Origin of the sequence: Pseudomonas sp. MCal1, assembly GCF_026341415.1 — a bacterium.
GTDB lineage: Bacteria > Pseudomonadota > Gammaproteobacteria > Pseudomonadales > Pseudomonadaceae > Aquipseudomonas.
On record NZ_JAKUMP010000008.1, the window covers coordinates 63,955 to 86,424 of the forward strand.

The 22,470-nt window shown below is 63.0% G+C and carries 25 protein-coding genes; 20 read left to right on the top strand and 5 right to left on the bottom strand.

Going from position 1 to position 22,470, the window contains the following annotated elements; all coding sequences use genetic code 11:
• Positions 1 to 139: 139 nt before the first annotated feature.
• The 20 genes from MKZ87_RS14645 to MKZ87_RS14740 all read left to right on the top strand — a co-directional run bounded on the left by MKZ87_RS14645 (position 140) and on the right by MKZ87_RS14740 (position 17,303).
• Positions 140 to 2,062 (top strand): YncE family protein, encoded by a 1,923-nt coding sequence (locus MKZ87_RS14645; protein ID WP_266201189.1) that lies wholly within the window; start codon positions 140 to 142, stop codon positions 2,060 to 2,062.
• A 13-nt stretch (positions 2,063 to 2,075) separates the two neighbouring features.
• Positions 2,076 to 2,726 (top strand): SCO family protein, encoded by a 651-nt coding sequence (locus tag MKZ87_RS14650; protein ID WP_266201190.1) that lies wholly within the window; start codon positions 2,076 to 2,078, stop codon positions 2,724 to 2,726.
• On the top strand, positions 2,723 to 3,349 hold the full coding sequence (locus tag MKZ87_RS14655) for an SCO family protein (RefSeq protein WP_227235122.1): 627 nt from the start codon (positions 2,723 to 2,725) through the stop codon (positions 3,347 to 3,349). Before MKZ87_RS14650 ends, MKZ87_RS14655 begins: the two co-directional genes overlap by 4 nt.
• A 9-nt stretch (positions 3,350 to 3,358) precedes the next feature.
• Positions 3,359 to 4,909, top strand: a complete 1,551-nt coding sequence (locus MKZ87_RS14660) for an ABC transporter substrate-binding protein (RefSeq protein ID WP_266201191.1) — start codon at positions 3,359 to 3,361, stop codon at positions 4,907 to 4,909.
• 15 nt (positions 4,910 to 4,924) lie between these two features.
• Positions 4,925 to 5,878 carry a peptidylprolyl isomerase gene (locus MKZ87_RS14665; RefSeq protein ID WP_266201192.1) on the top strand — a complete coding sequence of 318 codons (954 nt, stop codon included), beginning with the start codon at positions 4,925 to 4,927 and terminating at the stop codon, positions 5,876 to 5,878.
• Positions 5,879 to 6,114: 236 nt separating this feature from the next.
• Positions 6,115 to 6,648, top strand: a complete 534-nt coding sequence (locus MKZ87_RS14670) for a response regulator (RefSeq protein ID WP_085698586.1) — start codon at positions 6,115 to 6,117, stop codon at positions 6,646 to 6,648.
• 83 nt (positions 6,649 to 6,731) lie between these two features.
• Complete coding sequence (locus MKZ87_RS14675; RefSeq protein ID WP_085704843.1) at positions 6,732 to 8,453, top strand: GspE/PulE family protein; 1,722 nt, start codon at positions 6,732 to 6,734, stop codon at positions 8,451 to 8,453.
• A complete protein-coding gene (locus MKZ87_RS14680; protein ID WP_085698588.1) occupies positions 8,434 to 9,237 on the top strand; it encodes a hypothetical protein in 804 nt (267 codons plus the stop codon). The genes MKZ87_RS14675 and MKZ87_RS14680 overlap by 20 nt, the downstream gene beginning before the upstream one ends.
• 1 nt (position 9,238) lies before the next feature.
• Positions 9,239 to 9,784 carry a PilN domain-containing protein gene (locus MKZ87_RS14685; protein WP_266201195.1) on the top strand — a complete coding sequence of 182 codons (546 nt, stop codon included), beginning with the start codon at positions 9,239 to 9,241 and terminating at the stop codon, positions 9,782 to 9,784.
• Entirely contained in the window at positions 9,771 to 10,319 is a 549-nt protein-coding gene (locus MKZ87_RS14690; RefSeq protein ID WP_085698590.1) for a GspMb/PilO family protein, read from the top strand. The genes MKZ87_RS14685 and MKZ87_RS14690 overlap by 14 nt, the downstream gene beginning before the upstream one ends.
• Positions 10,319 to 10,837, top strand: coding sequence for a hypothetical protein (locus tag MKZ87_RS14695; protein ID WP_085704849.1), 519 nt, complete (start codon positions 10,319 to 10,321; stop codon positions 10,835 to 10,837). The genes MKZ87_RS14690 and MKZ87_RS14695 overlap by 1 nt, the downstream gene beginning before the upstream one ends.
• Positions 10,834 to 12,681: a secretin N-terminal domain-containing protein gene (locus MKZ87_RS14700; protein WP_085698592.1), complete on the top strand. Its 1,848-nt coding sequence runs from the start codon at positions 10,834 to 10,836 to the stop codon at positions 12,679 to 12,681. The genes MKZ87_RS14695 and MKZ87_RS14700 overlap by 4 nt, the downstream gene beginning before the upstream one ends.
• A gap of 2 nt (positions 12,682 to 12,683) precedes the next feature.
• On the top strand, positions 12,684 to 13,157 hold the full coding sequence (locus MKZ87_RS14705) for a type II secretion system protein (RefSeq protein ID WP_007956136.1): 474 nt from the start codon (positions 12,684 to 12,686) through the stop codon (positions 13,155 to 13,157).
• Between the two features lie 5 nt (positions 13,158 to 13,162).
• On the top strand, positions 13,163 to 13,537 hold the full coding sequence (locus MKZ87_RS14710; protein ID WP_011333435.1) for a type II secretion system protein: 375 nt from the start codon (positions 13,163 to 13,165) through the stop codon (positions 13,535 to 13,537).
• Entirely contained in the window at positions 13,512 to 14,063 is a 552-nt protein-coding gene (locus MKZ87_RS14715) for a type II secretion system protein (RefSeq protein ID WP_085704853.1), read from the top strand. The genes MKZ87_RS14710 and MKZ87_RS14715 overlap by 26 nt, the downstream gene beginning before the upstream one ends.
• A complete protein-coding gene (gene csgE / locus MKZ87_RS14720) occupies positions 14,060 to 14,452 on the top strand; it encodes a curli production assembly/transport protein CsgE (protein WP_085698595.1) in 393 nt (130 codons plus the stop codon). Before MKZ87_RS14715 ends, csgE begins: the two co-directional genes overlap by 4 nt.
• Entirely contained in the window at positions 14,449 to 14,880 is a 432-nt protein-coding gene (locus MKZ87_RS14725) for a curli assembly protein CsgF (RefSeq protein ID WP_007956141.1), read from the top strand. The genes csgE and MKZ87_RS14725 overlap by 4 nt, the downstream gene beginning before the upstream one ends.
• Before the next feature lie 29 nt (positions 14,881 to 14,909).
• The gene (locus tag MKZ87_RS14730; protein WP_227235128.1) at positions 14,910 to 15,770 is read left to right on the top strand and encodes a CsgG/HfaB family protein; all 861 of its coding nucleotides are present in this window, start codon (positions 14,910 to 14,912) and stop codon (positions 15,768 to 15,770) included.
• Positions 15,771 to 16,657: 887 nt separating this feature from the next.
• Complete coding sequence (locus MKZ87_RS14735; protein WP_085704922.1) at positions 16,658 to 17,038, top strand: DUF6124 family protein; 381 nt, start codon at positions 16,658 to 16,660, stop codon at positions 17,036 to 17,038.
• Between the two features lie 73 nt (positions 17,039 to 17,111).
• A complete protein-coding gene (locus tag MKZ87_RS14740) occupies positions 17,112 to 17,303 on the top strand; it encodes an antitoxin (protein WP_085698598.1) in 192 nt (63 codons plus the stop codon).
• A 140-nt stretch (positions 17,304 to 17,443) separates the two neighbouring features.
• Here MKZ87_RS14740 and MKZ87_RS14745 read toward each other — a convergent pair whose 3' ends face one another.
• From MKZ87_RS14745 to MKZ87_RS14765, 5 genes are all read right to left on the bottom strand, one after another.
• Positions 17,444 to 17,728 carry a type II toxin-antitoxin system RelE/ParE family toxin gene (locus MKZ87_RS14745; protein ID WP_080770598.1) on the bottom strand — a complete coding sequence of 95 codons (285 nt, stop codon included), beginning with the start codon at positions 17,726 to 17,728 and terminating at the stop codon, positions 17,444 to 17,446.
• Positions 17,718 to 17,924, bottom strand: coding sequence for a hypothetical protein (locus tag MKZ87_RS14750; protein WP_039767856.1), 207 nt, complete (start codon positions 17,922 to 17,924; stop codon positions 17,718 to 17,720). The genes MKZ87_RS14745 and MKZ87_RS14750 overlap by 11 nt, the downstream gene beginning before the upstream one ends.
• Positions 17,925 to 18,195: 271 nt before the next feature.
• Positions 18,196 to 19,647: a curlin gene (locus MKZ87_RS14755; RefSeq protein WP_085704857.1), complete on the bottom strand. Its 1,452-nt coding sequence runs from the start codon at positions 19,645 to 19,647 to the stop codon at positions 18,196 to 18,198.
• A 26-nt stretch (positions 19,648 to 19,673) separates the two neighbouring features.
• Positions 19,674 to 20,138, bottom strand: coding sequence for a curlin (locus MKZ87_RS14760; RefSeq protein WP_064595177.1), 465 nt, complete (start codon positions 20,136 to 20,138; stop codon positions 19,674 to 19,676).
• 93 nt (positions 20,139 to 20,231) lie between these two features.
• Positions 20,232 to 22,466: an Ig-like domain-containing protein gene (locus tag MKZ87_RS14765; RefSeq protein WP_085704859.1), complete on the bottom strand. Its 2,235-nt coding sequence runs from the start codon at positions 22,464 to 22,466 to the stop codon at positions 20,232 to 20,234.
• Positions 22,467 to 22,470 lie beyond the last annotated feature (4 nt).

Genomic DNA, 22,470 nt, shown 5'->3' on the forward strand with positions numbered 1-22,470 from the left:
GGGAGCGAGCTTGCTCGCGAATGAAAGCAACTCGGTTTCGAGGGGTGAGGCGTCTGACGCCTTCGTCGGAACGCCGCCCGGACCAAGCTCGCTCCCACAGGGCGGTGGTGTTTCGGACAATGTGTCAGGGGAGAGCGACATGAACAGGATCATCAACATTATCGGCATCTGCCTGCTGGCGATGGCCGGCGCGCTGCTGACGCTGAGCGAGATAGCCCTGGCGCAAACCGGCGCCGGGCAGGTGCTGACCCGCGACGGCGTGTCGATCGCCTTCGATCTGAAGCCGCTGGCCAGCGACGGCCAGTTGCGTGAGGGCGAGTTCGCCGACGTGCAGTTTCGCGTCACCGACGGCGTGTCCGGCCAGCCGTTGTCCGGTGTGGCGCCGGGGGCGTGGATCGATCCGCAAACCGTTGCCGCCGATCAGGCCCAGGGCCGCGATCAGAGCTGCAAGTCGCGGGTCGGCACGTTCCTCAAATCCAACATCGGCGCGCGGCCATTGCTCGATCTCAACAGCTATTTCCTGTTGGTGATGAACCGCGATGCCAGCGTTTCGGTGGTCGATCCCTCTGTCTCGGTCGGCGGCATCACCAGCACGCTGGCGCGGATCGAACTCAAGCAATCGCCGATGGATTGGGTCACGCCCAAGGACAACAAAAAGGTCTTCGTGTCGATGCCGGCGGCGGGAGAAGTGGCGGTGATCGACAGCGAGCAGTTCAAGGTCATCGACTCGGTGGCCGCCGGCAGCCAGCCAGTGCGAGTCGCGCTGCAACCGGACGAGCGCCTGCTGTGGGTCGGCAACAACGCAAGCAAGGCTGAAGCGTCAGGCGTCACGGTGATCGACACCCAGAGCCTCAAACCGCTGAAACACCTGGCGACCGGTCGCGGCCACCACGAAATCACCTTCAGCAAGGACAGCCGTTTCGCCTTCGTCAGCAACCGCGACGACGGCACCCTCAGCGTCATCGACGTCGCCAGCCTGAGCCTGCTGCAACAGGTGCAAACCGGTTCCAGCCCGCTGTCGGTGGCGTACTCGCCGCTGTCCGGCGCGGTGTACGTGGCCGATGGCAAGGACGGCACCGTCACCGTGATCGACAGCAACAGCCGCGCAGTAAGGCGGGTAATCAAGCTGCAACAGGGCCTCGGCCCGATGGGTTTCAGCGCCGACGGCCGTTTTGGCGTGGTGCTGAACACGGTGGAGAACCGCGCCACGGTGATCGACGCGGCCAACGATTCGGCGATCCATGACCTGGAGGTTTCAGCCGAACCCTATCAAGTGGTGTTCACCCAGGCCTATGCCTACGTGCGCGGACTGGCCTCGCCGAAAGTCACCATGATCAACCTGTCTTCGCTGGGCGACGGGCGTCAGCCGATTACTCAAGGTTTTGAAGCCGGGCCGCAGCCGCCACGGCTGGCCGGGGATCTGCCGCTGGCGTCGAGCCTCGCGGTATCGCGCGATGACAACGCGGTGTTCGTGGTCAACCCGGTGGACAACACCACCTATTTCTACGCCGAAGGCATGAACGCGCCGATGTCCGGTTACCCCAACCGGGGTCAGATCGCCCGTGCCGCGCTGGTGATCGACCGCAGCCTGCGCGAGGTGTCGCCGGGGCTCTACAGCGCACGGGTCAAGCTGCCGGCGGCGGGGCGCTTCGACGTGGCGTTCCTGCTCAACCAGCCAAACATCATTCATTGCTTCACCGCGCAGATAGCGTCCGACGGCGCGCCTGAAAAACATCTGGGCCTGCCCAAAGTCGAGTTCCTGCTGGACAAGACCGCCGTGGCCCTCAACGACCCGTATGTGGTGCGTTTTCGCATCGTCCAGGGCAAACAGAAGATCCAGCGCAGCGGCGTGACCGACGTGCAGTTGCGCTACTTCCTCGCGCCGACCTCGCGCCCTCGCGAAGTGGCGGCACAGGAAGTCGCCGACGGCGTGTACGAAGCGCCGGTGACCCTCGACCGCAGCGGCGCCTGGTACCTGCATGTGCGCGCGGCCTCGCTGGGCGCCGGTTTCGACGACAAGACATTTGCCAGTGTCCGGGTGCTGCCCGGCCAGACCCAGTGACGAGGAAACGACCATGAACCGATTTGCATCCCGTGGCCTGCTGACCCTGTGCCTGTTGACCGTCGGTATCCAGCAGGCCAGCGCCCACTCGGCGGACGAGCACGCCGGGCACACGGCCCCAGCCGCCAACAGCCAGGAGCATGCCCAGGTCAAATTCGCCGACGTGCCGCTGCTCGACCAGAACGGCAAGACCGTGCACCTGGAGCAGGATCTGGTACACAACAAAATCGTGGTCATGAGTTTCATCTACACCAGCTGCACGACGGTGTGCCCGGTGGTCTCGTCGATCATGGGCAAGGTGCAGAAACAGCTCGGTGCCCGGGTCGGCACCGAAGTGCAACTGGTGTCGATCAGCATCGACCCGCAGCGCGATGACCCGAAACGTTTGCAGGATTACGCCCGCACCTTCCAGAAAGGCCCGGGCTGGAGCTGGCTCACCGGTTCGCCGCAATCGATCACCGCCACCCTCAAGGGCCTCGGCAGTTTCAGCGGCGACTTCAAGAATCACCAGCCGCTGATCCTCGTCGGTGACGGCAACAGCCGCCACTGGACGCGCTATTACGGCTTCACCGACCCGGTATTGCTGGCCAGGGAAGTCGAGAAACTCAGCGGCCTGCGCACCCACGCCAAACACACCGCGATTGCCATGGAGCAACAACCATGAGAACCCTGGACTGGATCACCCTGACGCTGTGTTTCTGGATTTTCAGCGCCATGGCCCTGGCCCACGAAGGCCACGAACAACCTGCACCGACAACGGCCAGCGCTGCGCCGGCACCGGCCAAAGGCACCCACGACGCGAAAACCTGGTTCACCGACACGCCGCTGCTGGATCAGAACGGTGACGTCCAGCGATTCTACAGCGACGCGCTGCACAACCGCGTGGTGCTGCTCAACGTGATCTTCACCCGTTGCAATGACGCCTGCCCGCTGATCACCCGCAAGCTCAAGGAAGTCCGCGAGCTGTTGGGCGACGAGGCCGACGGCATCACCTTCATTTCCCTTACCAGTGATCCGCTGCGCGACACGCCGGCGGTGCTCAAGGCTTACACCTTGAAGCAGGGTGCCGATGACCCTCACTGGCTTTTCCTCACCGGCGACAAGGCGCAGATGGACCTGGTGCTGGGCCGCATCGGGCAGATCGTGCCGACGCCCGAGCAGCACTCGACCCAGTTGATCGTCGGCGATGTCGCCAACAAACGCTGGAGCAAAATCCGTCCCGATGCCCCGGCCGCCGCCATTGCCCAGCGCTTGCAGTTGCTGACAATGCCCGTGGCCGGCCGCTGAGTCCGCGCCATGAACCTCGGCCGCGTCCTCGCCCTGATCCTGCTCGCTGGCGTCAGCCTCGGCGCGGCCGCGTTGCCGCTGACCGATGAAGAAAGCGCCGGCAAGCGCCTGTACCGCGAAGGTTTGTCCGCCAGCGGCGAACCGATCATGGCGCGGGTCGGCGCGGCGGATGTGTTGCTGCCGGCCACCAGCCTGCCGTGCGCCAACTGCCACGGCGCCGACGGTCTCGGTCGGCCCGAAGGCGGGGTGCGTCCGCCGGAACTCAACTGGTCGCGGCTGACCAGCGTCCACGGTCAGCAGCAAATCAATGGCCGCCATTACCCGGCTTACACCGAGAGCAGTCTGGCGCAGGTGATCCAGCAGGGCCGCGACCCCGGCAACAATCGCCTCGACCCGAGCATGCCGCGCTTTCTGCTGTCGATGAAGGATCAGCGCAACCTCACCGCGTACCTCAAACACCTGGCCGATGACCGCGATCCGGGGCTTGATGACCAGACCTTGCACCTGGGCACCTTGCTGCCCAGCCAGGGGCCGCTGGCCGAGGAGGGCGCAACCATCGCGGCGGTGCTCAACGGCAGCGTGGCGCGGATCAATCAGGCCGGCGGGATTCACGGCCGGCAGTTGCGCCTGACCGTGGCCGATCCCGGCCCGGATCGCGCGAGTGCTGAACGGGCCCTGCAACGGCTGATCGAGGAGGAGAAAGTTTTCGCCCTGATCGCACCGCTGGCCCCGGCACTGGACAGCGAACTGGCGCCGCGCCTGGAACAGTCCGGCGTGCCGTTGATCGGGGCCATGTCGCTGCTCGGTCCGGTGCAGGCCAGCCCGCAGATTTTCGAACCGCTGCCGGGATTGCGCGAGCAGCTGATCGCGCTGGCCGACTACGCCACCGCCAGCCTGCGAGTGCTGCAAGGGCCGACGCTGATTGCCTATCCCGATGACCCGGCGCAAGTGCTGGCGGCACAGACCCTCGGTCGCTATCTGCAGGAACACGGCTGGCAAAAAGTCCATCTGCAGGCTTACGACCCGACGGTGGACAGCTTGCCGCTGGGCTCGCGCTCGGTGTTTTACCTGGGCAGCGGCGGTGGTTTCAGTCGGCTGGCGACCGGATTGCAGAATGCCGGGCAAGTGCCTTATCTGTTTGCCGCATCGAGCCAGGTGGCGGGGGATCTGCTGCAAGTGCCGGAGGGATTTTCCCGGCGAGTGTTTCTGGCGTATCCGTTCGTGCCCAGCGACTGGACCCAGGCCGGGCGCATGGCGCTGACGCTGTTGCGCGAGCATCAAGGCCTCGGCGCCCAGCACGCGGTGCTGCAAGTCGGCGCTTACGCCTCGATGCTGTTGTTCAGCGAAGGCATGAAGCAGGCCGGCCGCGACGCCAGCCGCGAAAAACTGGTGGCAGCGCTCGAAGGCCTGCACGACTTCGACACCGGCCTGACCCCGCGCCTGAGCTTCGGCCCCGGCCGACGATCAGGCCTGAGCGGGGCGCACGTGGTCACCGTTGACTTGCCCGACCAGCGTTTTTACCTGGTCGCTCCCTACAAACCGATTATTGCCACGCCCTGACCGGAGGCCCTGATCATGAAGCTCAAAACCCTGTGTTTGCTGCTGACAGGCTGGTTGTCGGTGGCGCTCGCGAACGATGAACCGGTGGCCGCCCGGGTCAACGGCGAGGCGATTTCCGAGTTTCGCCTGGAACGCTATTTCGCCGAGTACCTGGAAGATCAAGGCCGCGCGGTGGCGAGCATCCGCAACCCGAAGGCCTATAAACAACTGCGGCAGGCCGCGCTGGATGCGTTGATCGACAAGGAACTGCTCTGGCAGGAATCGCGCAAGCGCGGGGTCAGGATCGATGAGCAAACGGTGCGCGATCAGGTCGAGCAGACCCGTACCGCGATCGGTGGCACCGATAAATTCCTCCAGCGTTTGCAAGACGCCGGTTTCGACGAGACCTCGTTCACCGAGTACACCCACCGCGAACTGGCGGCGCAGCGGATGTTCGCCGAGCTGACCCGGGTCCAGGCCCCGGACGAGCAAACGGTGCGGGCTTTCTTTGAAGAACACCGCGCTGAAATGGGCGCGCCGGAGCAGGTGCAGGCCCGGCACATTCTGATCAAGGTTGCCGGCGATGCTGACGCCGCCACGGTTGAAGCGGCGCGGCTACGCTTGATGCAAATGCGGGCGGCTATCGCTGAGGGGCAAACCTTTGCTAGCGTCGCCCAATCGGGATCGGAAGATGTTACCGCCCGCCAGGGCGGGGACCTGGGGTATTTCGCCCGTGGGCAAATGGTGCCGGCCTTCGAAACGGCGGCGTTTGCCCTCAAGCCTGGCGAAGTCAGCGAGGCGGTGCGTACACCGTTCGGCTGGCATTTGATCTTTGTCGAGAACCACAAGGAGGCGGCCGATGTCCCAGAGGAGCAAGGGCTGGAAACAGTCAGGGCGTACCTCGCCCGACAGCAACAGACCCAGGCTCGTCGTCAGGTGCTCGCGCAGTTGCGGGCAGAGAACAGGATCGAACGAATTGACGACGACTGAAGGTTCCCCCCCAAAAGTGGGGAATGGCTTCGATGCCCATTCAGGTGCTTCCCCGTTTCTGGGGAACGGGGTACCGGGACGAGCGGGCATTTCCATTCAATTCAAGGACATGAAGACAAAAATTTACCGGCACTCAGCCTGGCATGAAGTGTGCGTTACCTCTTGTGAGGCGCACTCCAGCAGGTTCGGGTCATTGAATTTCAATTGCCGGCACTTGAGGTTTCAGGGAGTCCACCTTGGTTAACAAAGTACTGGTTGTCGAAGACGAACAGCTGCTTGCACAGAACCTTCAGGATTATCTGTCGGCGCAAGGGCTGGAAGTCCGGATTGCACATGACGGCGCAGAGGGAATCGGCCTGGCCGAGACTTTCGCCCCCGACGTGCTGGTGTTCGATTACCGCTTGCCCGATATGGAAGGGTTCGAGGTGCTCGACGCGGTCCGCCAGAACAGGACGTGTCATTTCGTGCTGATAACGGGTCACCCGACCGCTGAAGTCTGTGAGCGGGCGCGGCAACTGGGGGTCAGTCACATCCTGTTCAAACCGTTTCCACTGGCGGAACTGGCCCGAGCTGTCTGTGACCTTCTGGGGATCCAGCGCGAAGAGAAACCCGGTGCGAGCCCATCCGAAGGCTTCGTCGAACGACGCCAGAGCAGGACCGAGAGCTTCCCGTTGCAGTTGTACGATGGCAGTTGGGTGCTGGCGGACCGCCGACGAAACCGGTCGGAGGCCATGGCACCGGACGACGATCAAATGCTCACCGGGGAGTAATGGCGCGATAGACGTTCCGGCACTCGCCGAACCCGCCTCCCGCGCCGTCAGGGCCTCAAGCCCCGGGTGTTGGAGAGCAAGCCATGGATCGTCTGTCCGTTGTCGTCGAACCGCTGTCGGTCACTCCTCCACAGGAGGCACAGACCCCGCCACGCTTTTCCAGTGAGCAACTGGCTCAGGCCCGGGCACGGGCCAGCACTTCCGGGGAACGGGTGCTCGATGCACTGGCCGTGCTCTGCGAACTGGCGCCGATGCCGTTCATTGCCAGCCTTGGCGCCACCCTGCATTACCCGGTGCTCGACACCGACACGCTGTTTCTGGCGACCCCGGTGTTCGACCGGGTCACCCTCGCGCAATGCCTCAAACGTGAATTCATCCTGCTGCGCCACAACGACGAAGTCATCGGCGTCTTCGCCGACCCCTTCGACACGTCGCGCCTGGCCTGGATCGACGAATGCCTGCACGGCGCGCCGCTGTACCTGGTGCACGCCGACGACCTCAAGGCCTATCTGGCCCGCCACGAAGAAAGCTTCCACGCCGTCGAATCGCTCAACGCCCAGGCCGATGCCGGCAGCGAGACCGACACCCTGCAAAGCCTGTCGCTGACCAGCATCAGCGAAGACTCGAGCGTGGTGGTGAAACTGGTCAACTCGACCCTGTACGACGCGTTGAAAATGCACGCCAGCGACATCCACCTCGGCACCACCGGCCATGGCCTGGTAATCAAGTACCGGATCGACGGCGTGCTGAACAACATCGGCAAGATCCAGGGCAGCGAGTTCGCCGAGCAGGTGATCTCGCGGGTCAAGGTCATGGCCGAACTGGACATCGGCGAAAAACGCGTGCCCCAGGACGGTCGCTTCAAGATCGGCATCAGCGGCCGGCAGATCGACTTCCGGGTGTCGATCATGCCGAGCATCTTCGGCGAAGACGCGGTGCTGCGGGTGCTGGACAAACAGGACCTGGCCGACAAGGTCTGCGGCGTACAACTTCAGGCGCTGGGCTTTGAAGACGAAACCCTGCGTCAATTGCGCCGTCTGGCTGCCGAACCCTACGGCATGGTGCTGGTGACCGGCCCCACCGGCAGCGGCAAGACCACCACGCTGTACGCGATGATCACCGAGATCAACCACGGTGTGGACAAGATCATCACCATCGAAGACCCGGTGGAATATCAGCTGCCGGGGGTGTTGCAAATTCCGGTCAACGAGAAGAAGGGCCTGACCTTCGCCCGTGGCCTGCGCTCGATCCTGCGTCACGACCCGGACAAGATCATGGTCGGCGAGATCCGCGACCCGGACACCGCGCAGATCGCCGTGCAATCGGCACTCACCGGGCACCTGGTGTTCACCACCATTCACGCCAACAACGTATTCGACGTGATCGGTCGTTTTACCCAGATGGAAATCGACCCCTACAGTCTGGTGTCGGCGCTCAACGCGATTCTCGCCCAGCGCCTGATCCGGCTGGTGTGCAGCAGTTGCAGCACACCGGTCAACCCGAGCGATGAAGAGCTGCGTGCCTCGGGCCTCGATCCACAGCAAGTCGATCACTACCACTTCGTCCACGGCAAAGGTTGCGGCCATTGCCGCGGCAGCGGCTATCGCGGTCGGACGGCGATTGCCGAGCTGCTGCATCTGGACGACGAACTGCGGCAGATGATCGTCGAGCGCCAACCCATCACCCAGATCAAAGCCCTGGCCTGCGCCCGTGGTTTGCGCCTGTTGCGCGAATCGGCACTGGAACTGGTGGAGCACGGTCGGACCACGCTGGAGGAGATCAATCGTGTCACTTTTATCGCGTGATCAATTCATCGCCGTGCTCGGCGCCAGCGGTGTCGGCCTCGGCCAGCGCCGGGGCAGCGACACCCTGTGGCTGGGCAGCGTCGGCTACATCGACGAAGGCTTCCAGAGCTACGCGGTGGCGCTGGACACCCTCGACCGTCTGCTCGGCGAACACACCCGCGCCGGTGCCGAGCTGAGCGTGGTGATCTCCGGCCATTTCAGCCGCTTTTGCCTGGTGCCCTGGAGCGAACAGATCAGCAGCCCTGAAGAACTGCGCGGCTTCGCCCGGTTGTGCTTCGAAGACCTGTTCGGCGCACCGACCCAACCGTGGAGTCTGGTGCTGTCGGCCGAGCCGGCCGGGCATGACCGGATCGCCAGCGCCTTGCCACAGGATTTGCTGGAACGCCTGCGCACGCTGGTCACGGGTCGCGGCCTGCGTCTGCGCTCGGTGCAGCCGTACCTGATGACCGCGTTCAACCGCTTCGACAAAAGCCTCGACGCCGGCGACTTCCTGTTCATCGTCGCCGAACCGCAACGCAGCGTGTTGCTGCTGGCAAGGGAAGGGCGCTGGTCGTCGGTGCGCTCGGTGGGCGGCAGCGACAGCGACGCGGCACTCAGCGCGCTGATCGGTCGCGAACGGCAATTGCAAGCTTCCACCAGCGAGCGCGCCTTCAACGTTTACCTGCACGCCCCGGCACGCCTCGATGCGCAACCGGATGTGGCGGGGGTGCACCTGCGCACCCTCGAAGACGAATCGATGACCGTGCGTGACGCCTTGTACGTCATGTCCCGGGCGGTGGCCTGACATGCGCGCCTTGAACCTCGACTTCCAGCCTCGTCCGCGTTCCGGCCCGTTGGGCTGGAGCCTGTTCGGCGGCGGTGTGTTGCTCGCGCTGGCGTGCTTCGGCGTGCAGCAGCACTTCGACGATCAGGCCGAACAACAGCAAGGTCACTTGCAGCACACCCAGCGCCAGCTCACCGGCGACAGCGGCGCCAAGACCACGCTGAGCCCGGCAGAAACCCGCGAGCAGGCGCAGAACCTCGCCGAAATGCGCAAGGTCTCGCAGCAACTGCGCCGCCCCTGGGAGCGCCTGTTCGCCATGCTCGAAGCCATGCCGCGCGACGACATCGCCTTGCTGACCCTGACCCCGGATGCGCGCAAGGGGCAGGTGCGGATCAGCGCCGAGGCGCGGGATCTGCAAGCGATGCTGGATTTTCACAAACGGCTGGAAGCCAGTGACGAGCTGTCCGACGTGTCGCTGCTGAGCCACGAAATCGTCGTCAAATCGCCGGAGCAACCGGTGCAATTCAACCTGTCGGCGACCTGGGAGATGGGCGATGCGAATCCCTAGACTGATCGTTCACGAGTACCTGCAAGGTCTCGGTGTTCCAGGCCTGGCCGGACTGGCGCTGCTGCTGGTCACGGTTGCCTGGGCACTCGGCGGTTTGCTGCCGGGCTGGCAATCGCTGCAACAGCTCAGCCAGCAAACCCAAGAGGCCAGCGAATACCTGGCCAGGGTCGAGGACGGCAGCATCGCGCCGCCCGTGGTGCCGCAACGTCAGCTCGACGATTTTCGCAACAAGCTGCCGGCCCAGCCGCAAGCCACAGTCGCCATCGACCGCATCTACGCCCTGGCCGCTCAGGAACACATCACCCTGGCGCGCGGCGAATACGCCCTCGGCGTCGATCCCAAGACGCATCTGGCGCGCTACCAGATCCTGTTGCCGGTGCGCGGCAGCTACCCGCAACTGCGCCGCTTCCTGCATGCCTTGCTCGGCCAGTTGCCGGCGGTGGTGGTGGAGGACGTCGAGTTTCAGCGCAAGAAAATCGCCGACACCGACCTCAGCGGCCGGATCCGTATGACCCTCTATCTGTCGAGGTCGTGATGGACAGCAAACGCATAACCGGCTGGGTGGCATTCTTCGGCGTGGCGGCGGCGCTGGCCTGGTTGCCGGAATATTTTTCGCCGAGCGACGAGGCGGATTCGACCGAGGTTGCCGTGGCCAGCCCGGCGAAAACCACTGCCCGTGGCGCCTTGCCCGCCAGCAGCGCCAAGGCGGATGCGGCGCCGATCAAGGACCTGAGCCCGGCCGGCGATCTGTTTGCGAGCAAATCCTGGAAGGCCGCGCCGACTTTGGCGACGGTCACCGAACAAGCGATCAACCCGACCCCGGTGGTGCAAGCCCCGAGCCTGCCACCGGTGCCGTTCCAGTTCGTCGGCAGGCTGCATGACCGCAGCGACCTGCAGGTGTTTTTGCAGGACGGCGAGAAAATCTACGTCGTGCGCAGCGGGGATGTGATCGACGACACCTGGAAGATTGCGGCGATTTCCGATCTGGAGCTGAGCCTGGTCTACCTGCCTTTGCATTTGTCGCAGACCTTGTCTGTGGGGAGTACGCAATGAACAGATCCCGTTTGCTGATGAGCCTGGGCCTGTGTGCCGGGCTGGCCGCGTGCAGTTCCGCGCAGGTCGCCAACAAGGAAGCCGCCGACCTGATCGATCAGGGGCAGTACGAGGCGGGCCTGGCCCGGATCGAGGAAGGCTTGCGGGAAAATCCGCGCGACACCGAGCTGCACCTGCTGCTCAACAGCGGCCGGGCCAAGGCAATCACTGCGCTGTTGACCTCCGGCGACACCGACCGCGCCCGCCGCGATTTCGCTTCGGCGCGTACCGCCTACAACCGCGTGCTGACCATCGAGCCCAACAACCGCCGCGCCCAGGACGCGCTGCGCCAGCTCGAATACCTGCGCAGCATGGACGAAAAGATCGAACTGGCCCGTGGCGACCTGCGCCGGGGTGACATTTACGGCGCCGACCGCCAAGTGAAACAGGTACTCGAACTCGACCCGACCAACGAAGGCGCGCTGGAACTGCAAGGCAATATTCGTCTGGTGCAGAGCCGCAACGTGGTCCAGTACCCGCAACTGCGCACCCGGCTCGACCGCCCCGTAACTCTGGAATTTCGCGACGCCAACCTCAAGACCATTTTCGAAGTGCTGTCGCAGGTCGCCGGCCTGAACTTCATCTTCGACAAGGACCTGCGCCCGGACATGAAAGCCACGATCTTCGTGCGTGACGTGCGCATCGAAGACGCCGTGCAACTGCTGCTGCAACAGAACCAGTTGCACCAGAAAGTGGTGAACGAAAACACCTTGCTGATCTTTCCGGACTCGCCGCAGAAGCTGAAGGACTATCAAGAGCTGGTGATGCGCACCTTCTACCTGACCAGCATTGACGCCAACACCGCGCTGAACATGATCAAAACCATGCTCAAGACCCGCGACGTGTTCGTCGACGAACGCCTCAACACCCTGACCATGCGTGACACCGAAGACGCGGTGCGCATGGCCGAGAAACTCCTGCAGTCGCAAGACCAGTCCAACCCCGAAGTGGTGCTGGAAGTGGAAGTGATGGAAGTTGCCACCCAGCGCATTCTCGACCTCGGCCTGCAATGGCCGAACACCTTCGGGGTGGTCAACAGCGACGGTTCGGCGGTGACCATTCTCGATCAACTGAAGGGCATTAACTCCAGCCGGATTTCGATCTCGCCGTCGCCGCAAGCCAAGATCAATGCCCAGGACAATGACATCAACACCCTGGCCAGCCCGGTGATCCGCGTCAGCAACCGTGAACAGGCGCGCATCCACATCGGTCAGCGCGTGCCGATCATCAGCGCCACCTCGGTGCCTTCGACTCAAGGCCCGGTGATCACCGAAAGCGTGACCTACCTCGACGTCGGCCTGAAGCTCGAAGTGCAGCCGACCGTGCACCTGAACAACGAAGTGGCGATCAAGATCGCCCTGGAAGTGAGTAACGCCACACCGCTGGAACCGACCCGCCAGGGGACGATTCCGGTGCAGGTCGATACCCGCAACGCCCAGACCTCGCTGCGTCTGCATGACGGCGAAACCCAGATCCTCGCCGGCCTGATGCGTAACGACCACGGCGCCACCGGCAACAAGATTCCGGGCCTCGGCGACATTCCCGGTCTGGGCCGGCTGTTCGGCAGCAACAAGGACACCATCGGCAAATCGGAACTGGTGCTCTCGATCACCCCACGGATCGTGCGCAACCTGCCGTACCAGAGCCCGTCGGACATGGAATTCCCGACCGGTACCGAAACCAGCATGCACATTCAGGCGCCGGACCGTTCGCAGAACTACACCATGCCAGCGCCTGCCGCGCAGCCTCGTGCAGTCGGTGAAGCGGCCGTGGCAACCACTCACGTGACCGTCGAGAAGCCTTGATCATGAACGCCTCCCAGCGCGGTTTTACCTTGATCGAAGTCGTGGTGACGCTGGCCCTGATCGGCCTGCTGGCCGGCATGGCCGCGCCGCTGACCGAAACCCTGGTACGGCGTGGCAAGGAGCAGGAACTGCGTACCGCGCTGTATCAGATCCGCGATGGCATCGACGCCTACAAGCGTGCCTTCGATGCCGGCTACATCGAGAAATCCCTGAACAGCAGCGGCTATCCGCCGAACCTGAAAGTGCTGGTCGAAGGCGTGCGCGACGTGCGCAGCGCCAAGGGGGCGAAGTTCTACTTTCTGCGCCGGATACCGCGGGATCCGCTGGTGCCGGCCAAACGTGACGACAACGGCGGTTGGGGCCTGCGGGCCTACAACAGTTCGGCCCAGAACCCGCGCGATGGCGAGGACGTGTTCGACGTCTACTCCCATGCCCGGGGCAAGGGTCTCAACGGCATCGCGTACCGCGAGTGGTGACTCTCATGCGCCGGGAAAAGGGGTTTACCTTGCTCGAGCTGATGGTGGTGATGGCGATCATCGCGACCCTGATGACCATCGCCTTGCCGCGCTACTTCAACAGCCTTGAGGCCTCGAAAGAGACCACATTGCACCAGAGCCTGTCGGCCATGCGCGAGGCGCTGGATCACTACTACGGCGACACCGGGCGCTATCCCGATTCCATCGAGCAACTGGTGGAGATGCGTTACCTGCGCAACGCGCCGCTGGACCCGATCACCGAACGCAATGACCAATGGGTGCTGATCGCTCCACCGGACGGCGTGGCGGGCGGCGTTGCCGACATCAAGAGCGGAGCTACCGGGAGGGCGCGCGATGGCAGCCAGTATTCCGAGTGGTAAGCACGCGGAGCAGGGTGGGTTCACCTACCTGGGCGTGCTGTTCCTGATCGTGATCATGGGCATGGGCCTGGCCAGTGCCGGCGAGTTGTGGTCGACCGTGTCGCGCCGCGATCGCGAGAAGCAACTGCTGTGGGTCGGCACCCAATACGCCCAGGCGCTGCGCAGCTACTACCGCAGTTCGCCGGGGCTGGCGCAGTACCCGAAAGAACTGGTGGACCTGCTCGATGACGAGCGTTTTCCCGAGGCGCGTCACCATATCCGCCAACTCTATCCAGACCCGATCGGTGGCGGCGAGTGGGCACTGCAACGCGGCTTCGACGGGCGCATCACCGGCATCAACAGTGCCTCCACCGAGGTGCCGTTGAAGCAGGCGGACTTCCCGTCGCAGTGGTCGGATTTCGAGGGCATGCAGCGTTATTCGGACTGGCAGTTCGTGGCCGAGAAAGCCTTTCTCGATGGCGCCGGCTCCGGCAGCGGGGGCCCGGCCAAAGGCCAGTCGGCCCTGCCGCAGGCGTTGCAGCCATGAACGCAAAAGGGTGGTGCGCGTTGATCCTCTCGCTAGCGGCGGCCTGCGCCATCGCCAGCGAGGAAGACGAAATGATGGGCTTCATCGTCGACGACACGATCTCGCACATCGGCCACGACTTTTACTACTCGTTCAGCGAACGCCTGCGCGACACCAGCCGCATGGATTTCAACCTGGTGGTGCGCGAGCGCCCCGACGCGCGCTGGGGCAGCCTTGTGACCGTCGAATATCAACAACGCCTGGTGTATCGGCGCTTCCTGCCGCCGAACACCGTGGAACTGAAGGACGAGGCCTACGAGGCCGCCGACTCGGTTCGCCTGGAGGTCGTCCGGCGCAAGCTGGAAGCCCTGTTGCAGGACACCACCGACCTTGAGAAGGACGAACTATGAACACGACAACGTTCTCACGGCGCAGCGGATTCTGGATCTCGGGGTTGTTGATCGGGCTTGCCAGCGCCGCTGCCGTCCAGGCCACCGAACTGGTCTACACGCCGGTCAACCCGTCGTTCGGCGGCAACCCGCTCAACGGCACCTGGCTGCTCAACAACGCCCAGGCACAAAACGACCACGACGATCCGGATCTCAAGAAGCGCTCGACGGTGGCCGGCACCTCGGCACTCGAACGTTTCACCAGTCAATTGCAGTCGCGGTTGCTGGGGCAACTGCTGGACAACATCTCCACCGGCAACACGGGGAGCCTGTCTACCGACGCTTTTATCGTCAACGTCGTTGATGACTCGGGGGCACTCACGATTGAAGTGACCGACCGAGCGAGTGGCGAAGTTTCCGAAATTCAGGTGAACGGCCTCAATCCATGACGGGATGACGGTTCCGGGGAGTGATGGACATGAAAAAAATAATCGCGCTAGGGCTGATGTTGGCAGCATTACAAGGGTGCAGTCTGCGCGAGCCGATGCCGGCCGAGCAGGACACCGAGACCCCGACCCTGACCCCCAGGGCCTCGACTTATTACGACTTGCTGAAAATGCCGCGACCCAAGGGCCGGCTGATGGCGGTGGTGTACGGCTTCCGTGACCAGACCGGGCAGTACAAACCGACGCCGGCGAGTTCGTTTTCCACCAGCGTGACCCAGGGAGCGGCGTCGATGCTGATGGACGCGATGCAGGCCAGTGGCTGGTTTGTGGTGCTTGAGCGGGAAGGGCTGCAGAACCTGCTGACGGAACGCAAGATCATTCGGGCGTCGCAGAAGAAGCCGAATACGCCGGTGAATATTCAGGGTGAGCTGCCACCGTTGCAGGCGGCGAACATGATGCTTGAGGGCGGGATCATCGCTTACGACACCAACGTGCGCAGCGGTGGGGAAGGGGCGCGGTATCTGGGGATTGATCTGACCCGGGAGTATCGGGTGGATCAGGTGACTGTGAATTTGCGCGCGGTGGATGTGCGCAGCGGGCAGGTGTTGGCGAATGTGATGACCAGCAAGACGATTTATTCGGTGGCACGCAGTGCCGGGGTGTTCAAGTTTATCGAGTTCAAGAAGTTGCTTGAGGCTGAGGCGGGGTACACGACCAATGAGCCGGCTCAGCTTTGTGTGTTGTCGGCGATCGAGGCGGCGGTGGGGCATTTGCTGGCGCAGGGGATTGAGCGGCGGTTGTGGCAGGTGGCGGGGGATGCTTCTACGCCTTCGCAGGATGATGTTTTGAATCGGTACCTGACTCAGAACAAGATTGATCCGGATGCGGAGTGAACGTGGCGGCCTTTGGGCCGACCAGGTTCCTTTTGGGGGGGGGGGTGAATATCCGTTTCTTTGGGTGCGGCCGCTGACGGTTCCGCCCTTACGGCGGGTCACTTTGGCAAACGCCCCAAAGTAACCAAAGGTCTGGGCCCCGGCGTTCGGCCCCTCGCTGGGGCTCGGGGTTCCTTCGCTCCGGGATTCATCCGGGGGCATCGCCTACGGTTTGCTTCGCTGCACCTCCTCTCGATGCATGCGGCTTCGCCGCACGGTCGCTGCGCTCCCACCCCCGGATAAATCCCTCCACTCAGCCTGCCGAAGGGGCCGGTACGTCAAAAGCGGTACTCGAGCTAACGCTCATTGTGTTGAGTGGTGAGAAGCAAAAGCTGGAGCCGGGTTGTTTGGCTCCTGCTTTTCTGTGGGAGCGAGCTTGCTCGCGAGGGCGGCCTGACAGACGACAGATCACTTTCGGCTGTACGTGAGACTGGTGCGGTAGCGAGCGTCCGCACTCGATTGATCGTTCCCACGCTCCGCGTGGGAATGCAGCCCGGGACGCTCCGCGTTCCATTCTCGAATGTTTAAAAGTTGTGTCTGTTTCAGCGATCCTTCCCACAAGGTTTTCAGGTTGTCCGTCGGAAGCGCGGGCTCTAGCCTGTTTCGGTCGCTGCCAATTCAGCGGCCGGGCCTGGAAACCCGGGAATGTGAGAAGGCGAAAACGCTGTTCATAACGTATGCTTGCGCACCTTCATTGTGTGCACGCTGTTATGGCGGCTGTGCGCGGGAGACATTTATGTCTGCCGGGTCGCGTTCTCCCCCGGATTTCCAGCCCGCGTACAGCTGCCACCCATTCTTCCTGGAAGTCGATTGGGCCGGCTGCAATCATCAATGAGGACGAAATGACCATGAAAAAACCAACGCCAAACCCACCCGAAACCCAATCCAACCTCGAAACCGACCCAACCTCCCCATACACCTCCATCAACTCGAAAAAACTCCACGAAGCCGCCGAACGCGCCCTCGATCATTACCTCTGCCCCGGCGCCCACATCATGGGCAGCGTCAACGAACCCGCCCCGATGTACCTCGCCAACCCGGCCTACAACACCGAATCCCTGCTCGCCAACGCCAGTGAATCCCTGGGCTCGGCCAGCGAAATGCTCAACAACTTCGCCGCTACCCTCGACCCGGCCCACCGCAAGACCGCCCTGGGCATCGCGCAGATCCTCATGCTGGGTGAACTGGCCGTGAATCAGGCCTTGGATCACGTCGAACTGAAGGGCTGATCCATCACATCCCCAATAAAAAAAACGCGGCCCAGTAATGGGTCGCGTTTTTCACATTCAAACTGGAGCCACCATGAATCCCCTGATTTCAGAAGTCGTTGCGGACTTCGAAAGCGAAGAGCAGGCCGCCAGCTACGACCGCTGGTTGATTGCCAAAGTACAGGCTTCAATCGATGACCCACGACCCAGCATTCCGAATGAGCAGGTGATTGCTGAAATGTCGGCCCTGATGGAGGAAAAACGAAGAAAGCTTGAGGCGATATAAGTGCTTTGCGTTGCTGACGGCAAGAAGGCTCGAGCCGCTATAAATCGCATATTTCATCTCAATTAGCTGAGTACTGAGATACAAAAAAACCGTACTTCCACGGGAGGCACGGTTTTTCGTGTTGATACGAGGACGCGATCTTAACTGGGGTCGCGTCGAGGGTATTCCTGACGCGCATGCAAGATGCTCACAATCTCAATTCGGTCCGCCACTTGATAAACGACGAGATAGTTCGGGCTTACCACAATCTCCCGAGTGCCGGGAGAGCGACCTTTGCGATACAGGTGTGGATGCCAAGGAAGCGCAGATGTAGTTTTTACGACTGACTTGTGAAGTGCTGTCGCCGCTACAAAATTTCGCTCGCCAATGTACTTCAGTATTTTCGAGAGTTCGACCCGAGCCTTGGGTCGCCACTTAATCTGCATCAGCGCTTTTGCGCATTGATTCCATCAAGGCGTTTATTTCCGCCATCACTTGCTCATGGGGAATACTCGGACGCGGATCATCGAGAGAGGCCTGTACTTCGGCCCGAAACCAACGGTCATAACTCGCAGCCTGTTCCTCAGGAGCAAGATCCGAAACAACCGGGCACAGTGGGTCGATCAAAGACGGGTCGATCATGGAACCTCCGGATTGGGTGCCTGGAAGTCTATTCGCTAACGGTATCGCTGTCGTCGCTGTCTGGATGAATTGCATGTTGGCCAAGCTCCATGAGGATCAAGTTGTCCCGGCAAATCCTAGAGCCTGCACTTCCGACGGCCAACCGCCAGAATTCGTCAGAAAAGTCCCCGATTTTCTGAAAACGGTATGTTTTCCGTAGGACGCCACTCAAGCGTCAGCGCAAAAAAAAACCGCGACCCTCAACAGGTCGCGGTTTTTCAACACCCAACCCTTACTGCTGCAACACTGTCGCCTGGTTAGCCGACCCGAACTGTTGAATATTCGCGGTCTGCGTCATCCCGCTCTGATCCACATTGGCAATGTTCCCGGTCCCGCCCTGGGTCACGTACGCCACGTTCATGGTGTCAGCCTGTTTGACCGTGATCATGTTGTCGCTGCCGTACAGCTGCGCGGTGTAGGCCTGGTTGCCAGTGCCGGATTGATCGAATTCGGCGCTGTTGCCCGAGCCGTTCGACGAGCCCTGAACCAGGTTGGTGGTGCCGCGCTGGTCGGCGATGAGGATGTTGTCGCTGCCGTTCTGGTCGAAGTACAGCTCGTTGTAGGAGTCCGCCTGGCTGACCGTGGTTTTGTTGCCGGTCCCGGTCTGGTTGGTGGTCATGATGTGGCCGACGCCGTCCTGGGTGAAGCTGGCGATGTTGCCGTTGCCGGCCTGATTGACCGTCGCACGCTGGTTGCTGCCGAACTGGCCGCCGTGTTGCGGGCCTTTCCAGTTGCTGGCGTAGACCTTGTTGTCGTTGCCCACCGAGGTGGCGTTGAGGGTGTGGCTGTCGCCGTTCTGGTAGGTGTAATGCACGTTGCCGTTGCCGACTTGATAGAGCGCCAGGGTCGAGTTGACCGACTCGAACTGGTCGGCATAGATGGCGTTGGTGTTGCCGACCTGGGTGACGGCGGCGGTGTTGTTTTCGCCATAGCTCTGGTCGACCACGGTTTCGTTGCTGTCGCCGTACTGGTTGACGGTGGCTTGGCTGGCCAGTTGCGAGTCTTGCCAGATTTCGCTGCCGTTGAGGTTGCCGAACTGGTTGATGGTGATGTTGCCGCCGGTGCCGTTGCGCTGGTCGCCATAGGCGTAGTTGGTTTCACCGGCCTGGTTGATGCCGATCTGGCCGCCGTTGTGCAGTACTTGTTCGGCGGTGCCGTAGTTGGCGGTGCCGTATTGGGTAATCACCGAGCTGTTGCCGGTGCCTTCGTACAGTTGCTCGATGTTGGCTTCGTTGCTGTCGCCGAACTGGAAGGTCTTGCCTTCGCTGCCGTTCTGCGAGTCCTGGTAGACGAACGAGAAGTTGCCGGTGCCTTGCTGTTGTTGCAGGGCCTGGTTGCCGGCGCCGAAACCGAGGGACTGGCTGGCGTGGGCGGTGTTGAAGGCGCCGGTCTGTTGTTGGGTGATGGTGCTGTTGTCTTCATACAGCTGTTCGGCGTAACCGGCGTTGTAGTCGCCGACCGCGTCCTGGGTGATGACGCTGGTGGCGGTATCTTGCACGGCGGCGGCGTTGTTGCCCTGGCCCAGTTGGGTCTGGGTCGCGGTGCTGAACGGGGCCTGGGTCTGCTTCACATCAGCGATGTTGGCGGTGCCGAGCTGGCTCTGGGTGGAAATGCTGTCGTCGGCCATGGCCTGGGCACTGATCATGACCAGGATGGCGGCGGTGAGGGGCGTCAGTTTGAACATGATGAACTCTCCGATGATTGCAGTGCTTAGCGATATTGCTTGACCGAAACGCTCATGCCGTTGCCCGACTGGGTCACGGCGCTTTGCAGCCCCGTGCCCGCCTGCTCGATGCTGGCGTCGTTGTTGTTGCCGTTTTGCGAAATCTGCGCACGGTTGTGGCTGCCGGTTTGCGTGATGGACGCGGCGTTGCCGGAGCCGTTTTGGGTGATCAAGGCCATCAGGTCGCTGCCTTGTTGCAGGATGTACGCCTCCTGATTGCTGCCCGACTGCACGATTCTGCCCAGCAGCGACTGACCGTTCTGCGAGAGCAGGGCAAGGTTGACCTGGCCGTTCTGGTCGATCAGGGCTTGCTGGCCCACGGGGGGCGGCAGTTCGCCGAGATCGGCGCTGTTGGGCGCCAGGTCATCGTTTTCCATCAGGTCGTCGGCGCGCACGCCCGCACTGACGCACAGGGCGAGCAGGCAAAGCAGGGCGGCGGTCGGCGTGTTCATGGCGTTGTCCTGTGTTTTCCTGAATCCGAAATCCGGGCTGAGCGGGCCCCACCCACTGCGCATTGAACGGTGTGGGGTGGGTGGGGCACGGGCTCAGAGCGTGGTCACCGATACGGTGCGAACGGTGCCCTGGGACGAACGGATGGTGGCGGTCGGGTTGGCTGACGGCACGACCAGCGTGTTGTTCAGCGTCAGCCGCCAGCGTCCGGTCACCGGTACCGTGGTGCTACCCAGCGTTACCAACCCGGTCGGGGTGGTGACCTGCACGGTGATGGTGTTGCCGGTGGTCACCGAGGAGGTCCCGGCGAAGTCCCAGTTGAAGCGTCCGCCGGAGCGGGCCTGCACGGTCGAGGTGGTGATCGTGAAGGTTTCCGCCGCTGGCCGTGGCGACACTTGCACCGTGACGGTCGCCGGCGTCGACTGGGCGCCGAAGCTGTCCCGGGCGATGTAGGTGAAGGTCGTGGTGAAGGCTGTGGTCACGGTGGCCGGTGGGGTGTAGGTGATCACCGTACCGTCGGTGCTGACCGTGCCGCGTCCTGCCGGCGGTTGGGTCAGGCTGGCGACGCCCAGCGGTGTGTTGCCTTCCGGATCGGTGTCGTTGGCCAGGACGTTGATCGGGATTGCGACACCCAGCGTGGCAACGCTGTCGGCGACGGCGGTCGGTGGCCGGTTGGGCGCGACGGAGATCGTCACGGTCGCCGGGTTGGCCGAGGCCAGGCCTTTGCTGTCCTGGGCCTTGTAGGTGAAGGTGGTGGTCAGCGGAGTGTTGACCACGGCTGGCGGGGTGTAGACCACCGAGGTGGTGCCGCTCAGCGCGACGGTGCCCTGGCCTGCGGCCGGTTGCGTCAGCGCGGTAATGGTCAGCGGCACGTTGTTGTCCGGGTCGCTGTCGTTGGTCAACAGGCTGAGGGTGATCGGCACGCCGAAGCTGGTGCTGCCGGTGTCTGCAACGGCTAGCGGTGCCTGGTTCTCGCCGGTGTCCGGTGCGGTACCGACCACCACCACTGGCTCGGTGTCGCTGCCGCCGGCGGCGGACTTGACCGTGACGGTGGCCGGAGGCTGGGTCAGGTCGGCCACGGTGATTTTTTGCAAAGTCCCGGATTTCGAAAGGCGTCCGTAACCTTGCGCGACCATGTCCGGCACCGCGACTTCATCGGTCGAGGTGGCTTCGATCAACAGGCTGTGGTCGGCCCAGCTGTAGCGGGCGGTCTGGATTTTCACCACGTCGGTGAGCTTGGCCGAAACGGCGGTCGGACGGGTCGTGCCGGCCGGGTTGGTCGCGGTCACGACCACCACCGACGGCAGGGTACCGGTGCCCAGACGCTGGCCGAAGAACAGCCCGTTGTTGTCACCCAGCAGGCTGGTCTGGCAAGGCGTCGGCGGTGGGCCGGGCAGCAACGCCAACGTTTCACGGAAGCACAGGGTCGAGCTGCTGTCGGCCTCGGCGAACACCTCGGCGCGCACACCGGCCGAAGTACGGCGATAAGTGGCGCGGTCGACGGCGACATGGGTCTGTTGCCGGTTGTCGAGGACCTTGCCGGCGACCGTGAACAGGTTGGTCTGAATCGAGCCGGCACCCGACGGACCATCGATCCGCAGAAAGTTGGTGTTGAACGGGCTGCCGGTCACCGCTTCGGTGAGGTTCGGGTCGCCGACAAAGGTTTCGATGCCGCCGGTGTCCGGGTTCACTTCGGTGTACGGGCCGTTGATGCTGCGCAGAAATGGGCCGATGGCCCCGTTGAGCGCACCGCTGAAGTTGCCCGGGGCGCCGATACCGATGTCTTTGGTGATGTTGATTGCCCGCCGGCCCGGCGTGGTGACATTGACGGTTTCAACACCGTACGGGTGGGTGATGGTGTAGGTGCCGGCCACCGGGACGTTCACCCGGATGCGGATCCGCGCGAAGCTTTGCTGATCGCCATCGACCGGATTTCCCGAGGCGAACGCCGCTTCGATACCGGCCACGTAGGCATCCACACCGAAACCGGCGCCGTTGTTCGGGATGTTGGTTTCCGCCAGGAACCAGAAGGCTTCCGGTGGCCAGTTGTCGGGAAACACCATCGGCAAGGTGTCATCGAACACGCCCGGTTCCGGCAGCAGGGTGCACATGTACGCCGGCGGGGTGCTGACCGGCACCCGCGAACTGGCGGCGCGGGACTGGCAGAGCTCCATCGACAGTTGATTGTTGTCCTGGTACCACATCGGGAATTTCCCGGTGGCGAAGGTGTAGGGGCCGGGATCGACGGCGGCCAGTTGCGCGAACGCACTGCCGGTCAGCGAGATTGTCAGCCCGAGCGCGTTGAGCGCGAAACGTGGCCACTTGTTCATGATG

Coding starts and splice junctions, on each gene's coding strand:
- MKZ87_RS14645 (WP_266201189.1), top strand. CDS start 140: ATGAACAGGATCATCAACATTATCGGCATCTGCCTGCTGGCGATGGCC.
- MKZ87_RS14650 (WP_266201190.1), top strand. CDS start 2,076: ATGAACCGATTTGCATCCCGTGGCCTGCTGACCCTGTGCCTGTTGACC.
- MKZ87_RS14655 (WP_227235122.1), top strand. CDS start 2,723: ATGAGAACCCTGGACTGGATCACCCTGACGCTGTGTTTCTGGATTTTC.
- MKZ87_RS14660 (WP_266201191.1), top strand. CDS start 3,359: ATGAACCTCGGCCGCGTCCTCGCCCTGATCCTGCTCGCTGGCGTCAGC.
- MKZ87_RS14665 (WP_266201192.1), top strand. CDS start 4,925: ATGAAGCTCAAAACCCTGTGTTTGCTGCTGACAGGCTGGTTGTCGGTG.
- MKZ87_RS14675 (WP_085704843.1), top strand. CDS start 6,732: ATGGATCGTCTGTCCGTTGTCGTCGAACCGCTGTCGGTCACTCCTCCA.
- MKZ87_RS14685 (WP_266201195.1), top strand. CDS start 9,239: ATGCGCGCCTTGAACCTCGACTTCCAGCCTCGTCCGCGTTCCGGCCCG.
- MKZ87_RS14690 (WP_085698590.1), top strand. CDS start 9,771: ATGCGAATCCCTAGACTGATCGTTCACGAGTACCTGCAAGGTCTCGGT.
- MKZ87_RS14695 (WP_085704849.1), top strand. CDS start 10,319: ATGGACAGCAAACGCATAACCGGCTGGGTGGCATTCTTCGGCGTGGCG.
- MKZ87_RS14700 (WP_085698592.1), top strand. CDS start 10,834: ATGAACAGATCCCGTTTGCTGATGAGCCTGGGCCTGTGTGCCGGGCTG.
- MKZ87_RS14705 (WP_007956136.1), top strand. CDS start 12,684: ATGAACGCCTCCCAGCGCGGTTTTACCTTGATCGAAGTCGTGGTGACG.
- MKZ87_RS14710 (WP_011333435.1), top strand. CDS start 13,163: ATGCGCCGGGAAAAGGGGTTTACCTTGCTCGAGCTGATGGTGGTGATG.
- MKZ87_RS14715 (WP_085704853.1), top strand. CDS start 13,512: ATGGCAGCCAGTATTCCGAGTGGTAAGCACGCGGAGCAGGGTGGGTTC.
- csgE (WP_085698595.1), top strand. CDS start 14,060: ATGAACGCAAAAGGGTGGTGCGCGTTGATCCTCTCGCTAGCGGCGGCC.
- MKZ87_RS14725 (WP_007956141.1), top strand. CDS start 14,449: ATGAACACGACAACGTTCTCACGGCGCAGCGGATTCTGGATCTCGGGG.
- MKZ87_RS14730 (WP_227235128.1), top strand. CDS start 14,910: ATGAAAAAAATAATCGCGCTAGGGCTGATGTTGGCAGCATTACAAGGG.
- MKZ87_RS14735 (WP_085704922.1), top strand. CDS start 16,658: ATGAAAAAACCAACGCCAAACCCACCCGAAACCCAATCCAACCTCGAA.
- MKZ87_RS14740 (WP_085698598.1), top strand. CDS start 17,112: ATGAATCCCCTGATTTCAGAAGTCGTTGCGGACTTCGAAAGCGAAGAG.
- MKZ87_RS14745 (WP_080770598.1), bottom strand. CDS start 17,728: ATGCAGATTAAGTGGCGACCCAAGGCTCGGGTCGAACTCTCGAAAATA.
- MKZ87_RS14750 (WP_039767856.1), bottom strand. CDS start 17,924: ATGATCGACCCGTCTTTGATCGACCCACTGTGCCCGGTTGTTTCGGAT.
- MKZ87_RS14755 (WP_085704857.1), bottom strand. CDS start 19,647: ATGTTCAAACTGACGCCCCTCACCGCCGCCATCCTGGTCATGATCAGT.
- MKZ87_RS14760 (WP_064595177.1), bottom strand. CDS start 20,138: ATGAACACGCCGACCGCCGCCCTGCTTTGCCTGCTCGCCCTGTGCGTC.
- MKZ87_RS14765 (WP_085704859.1), bottom strand. CDS start 22,466: ATGAACAAGTGGCCACGTTTCGCGCTCAACGCGCTCGGGCTGACAATC.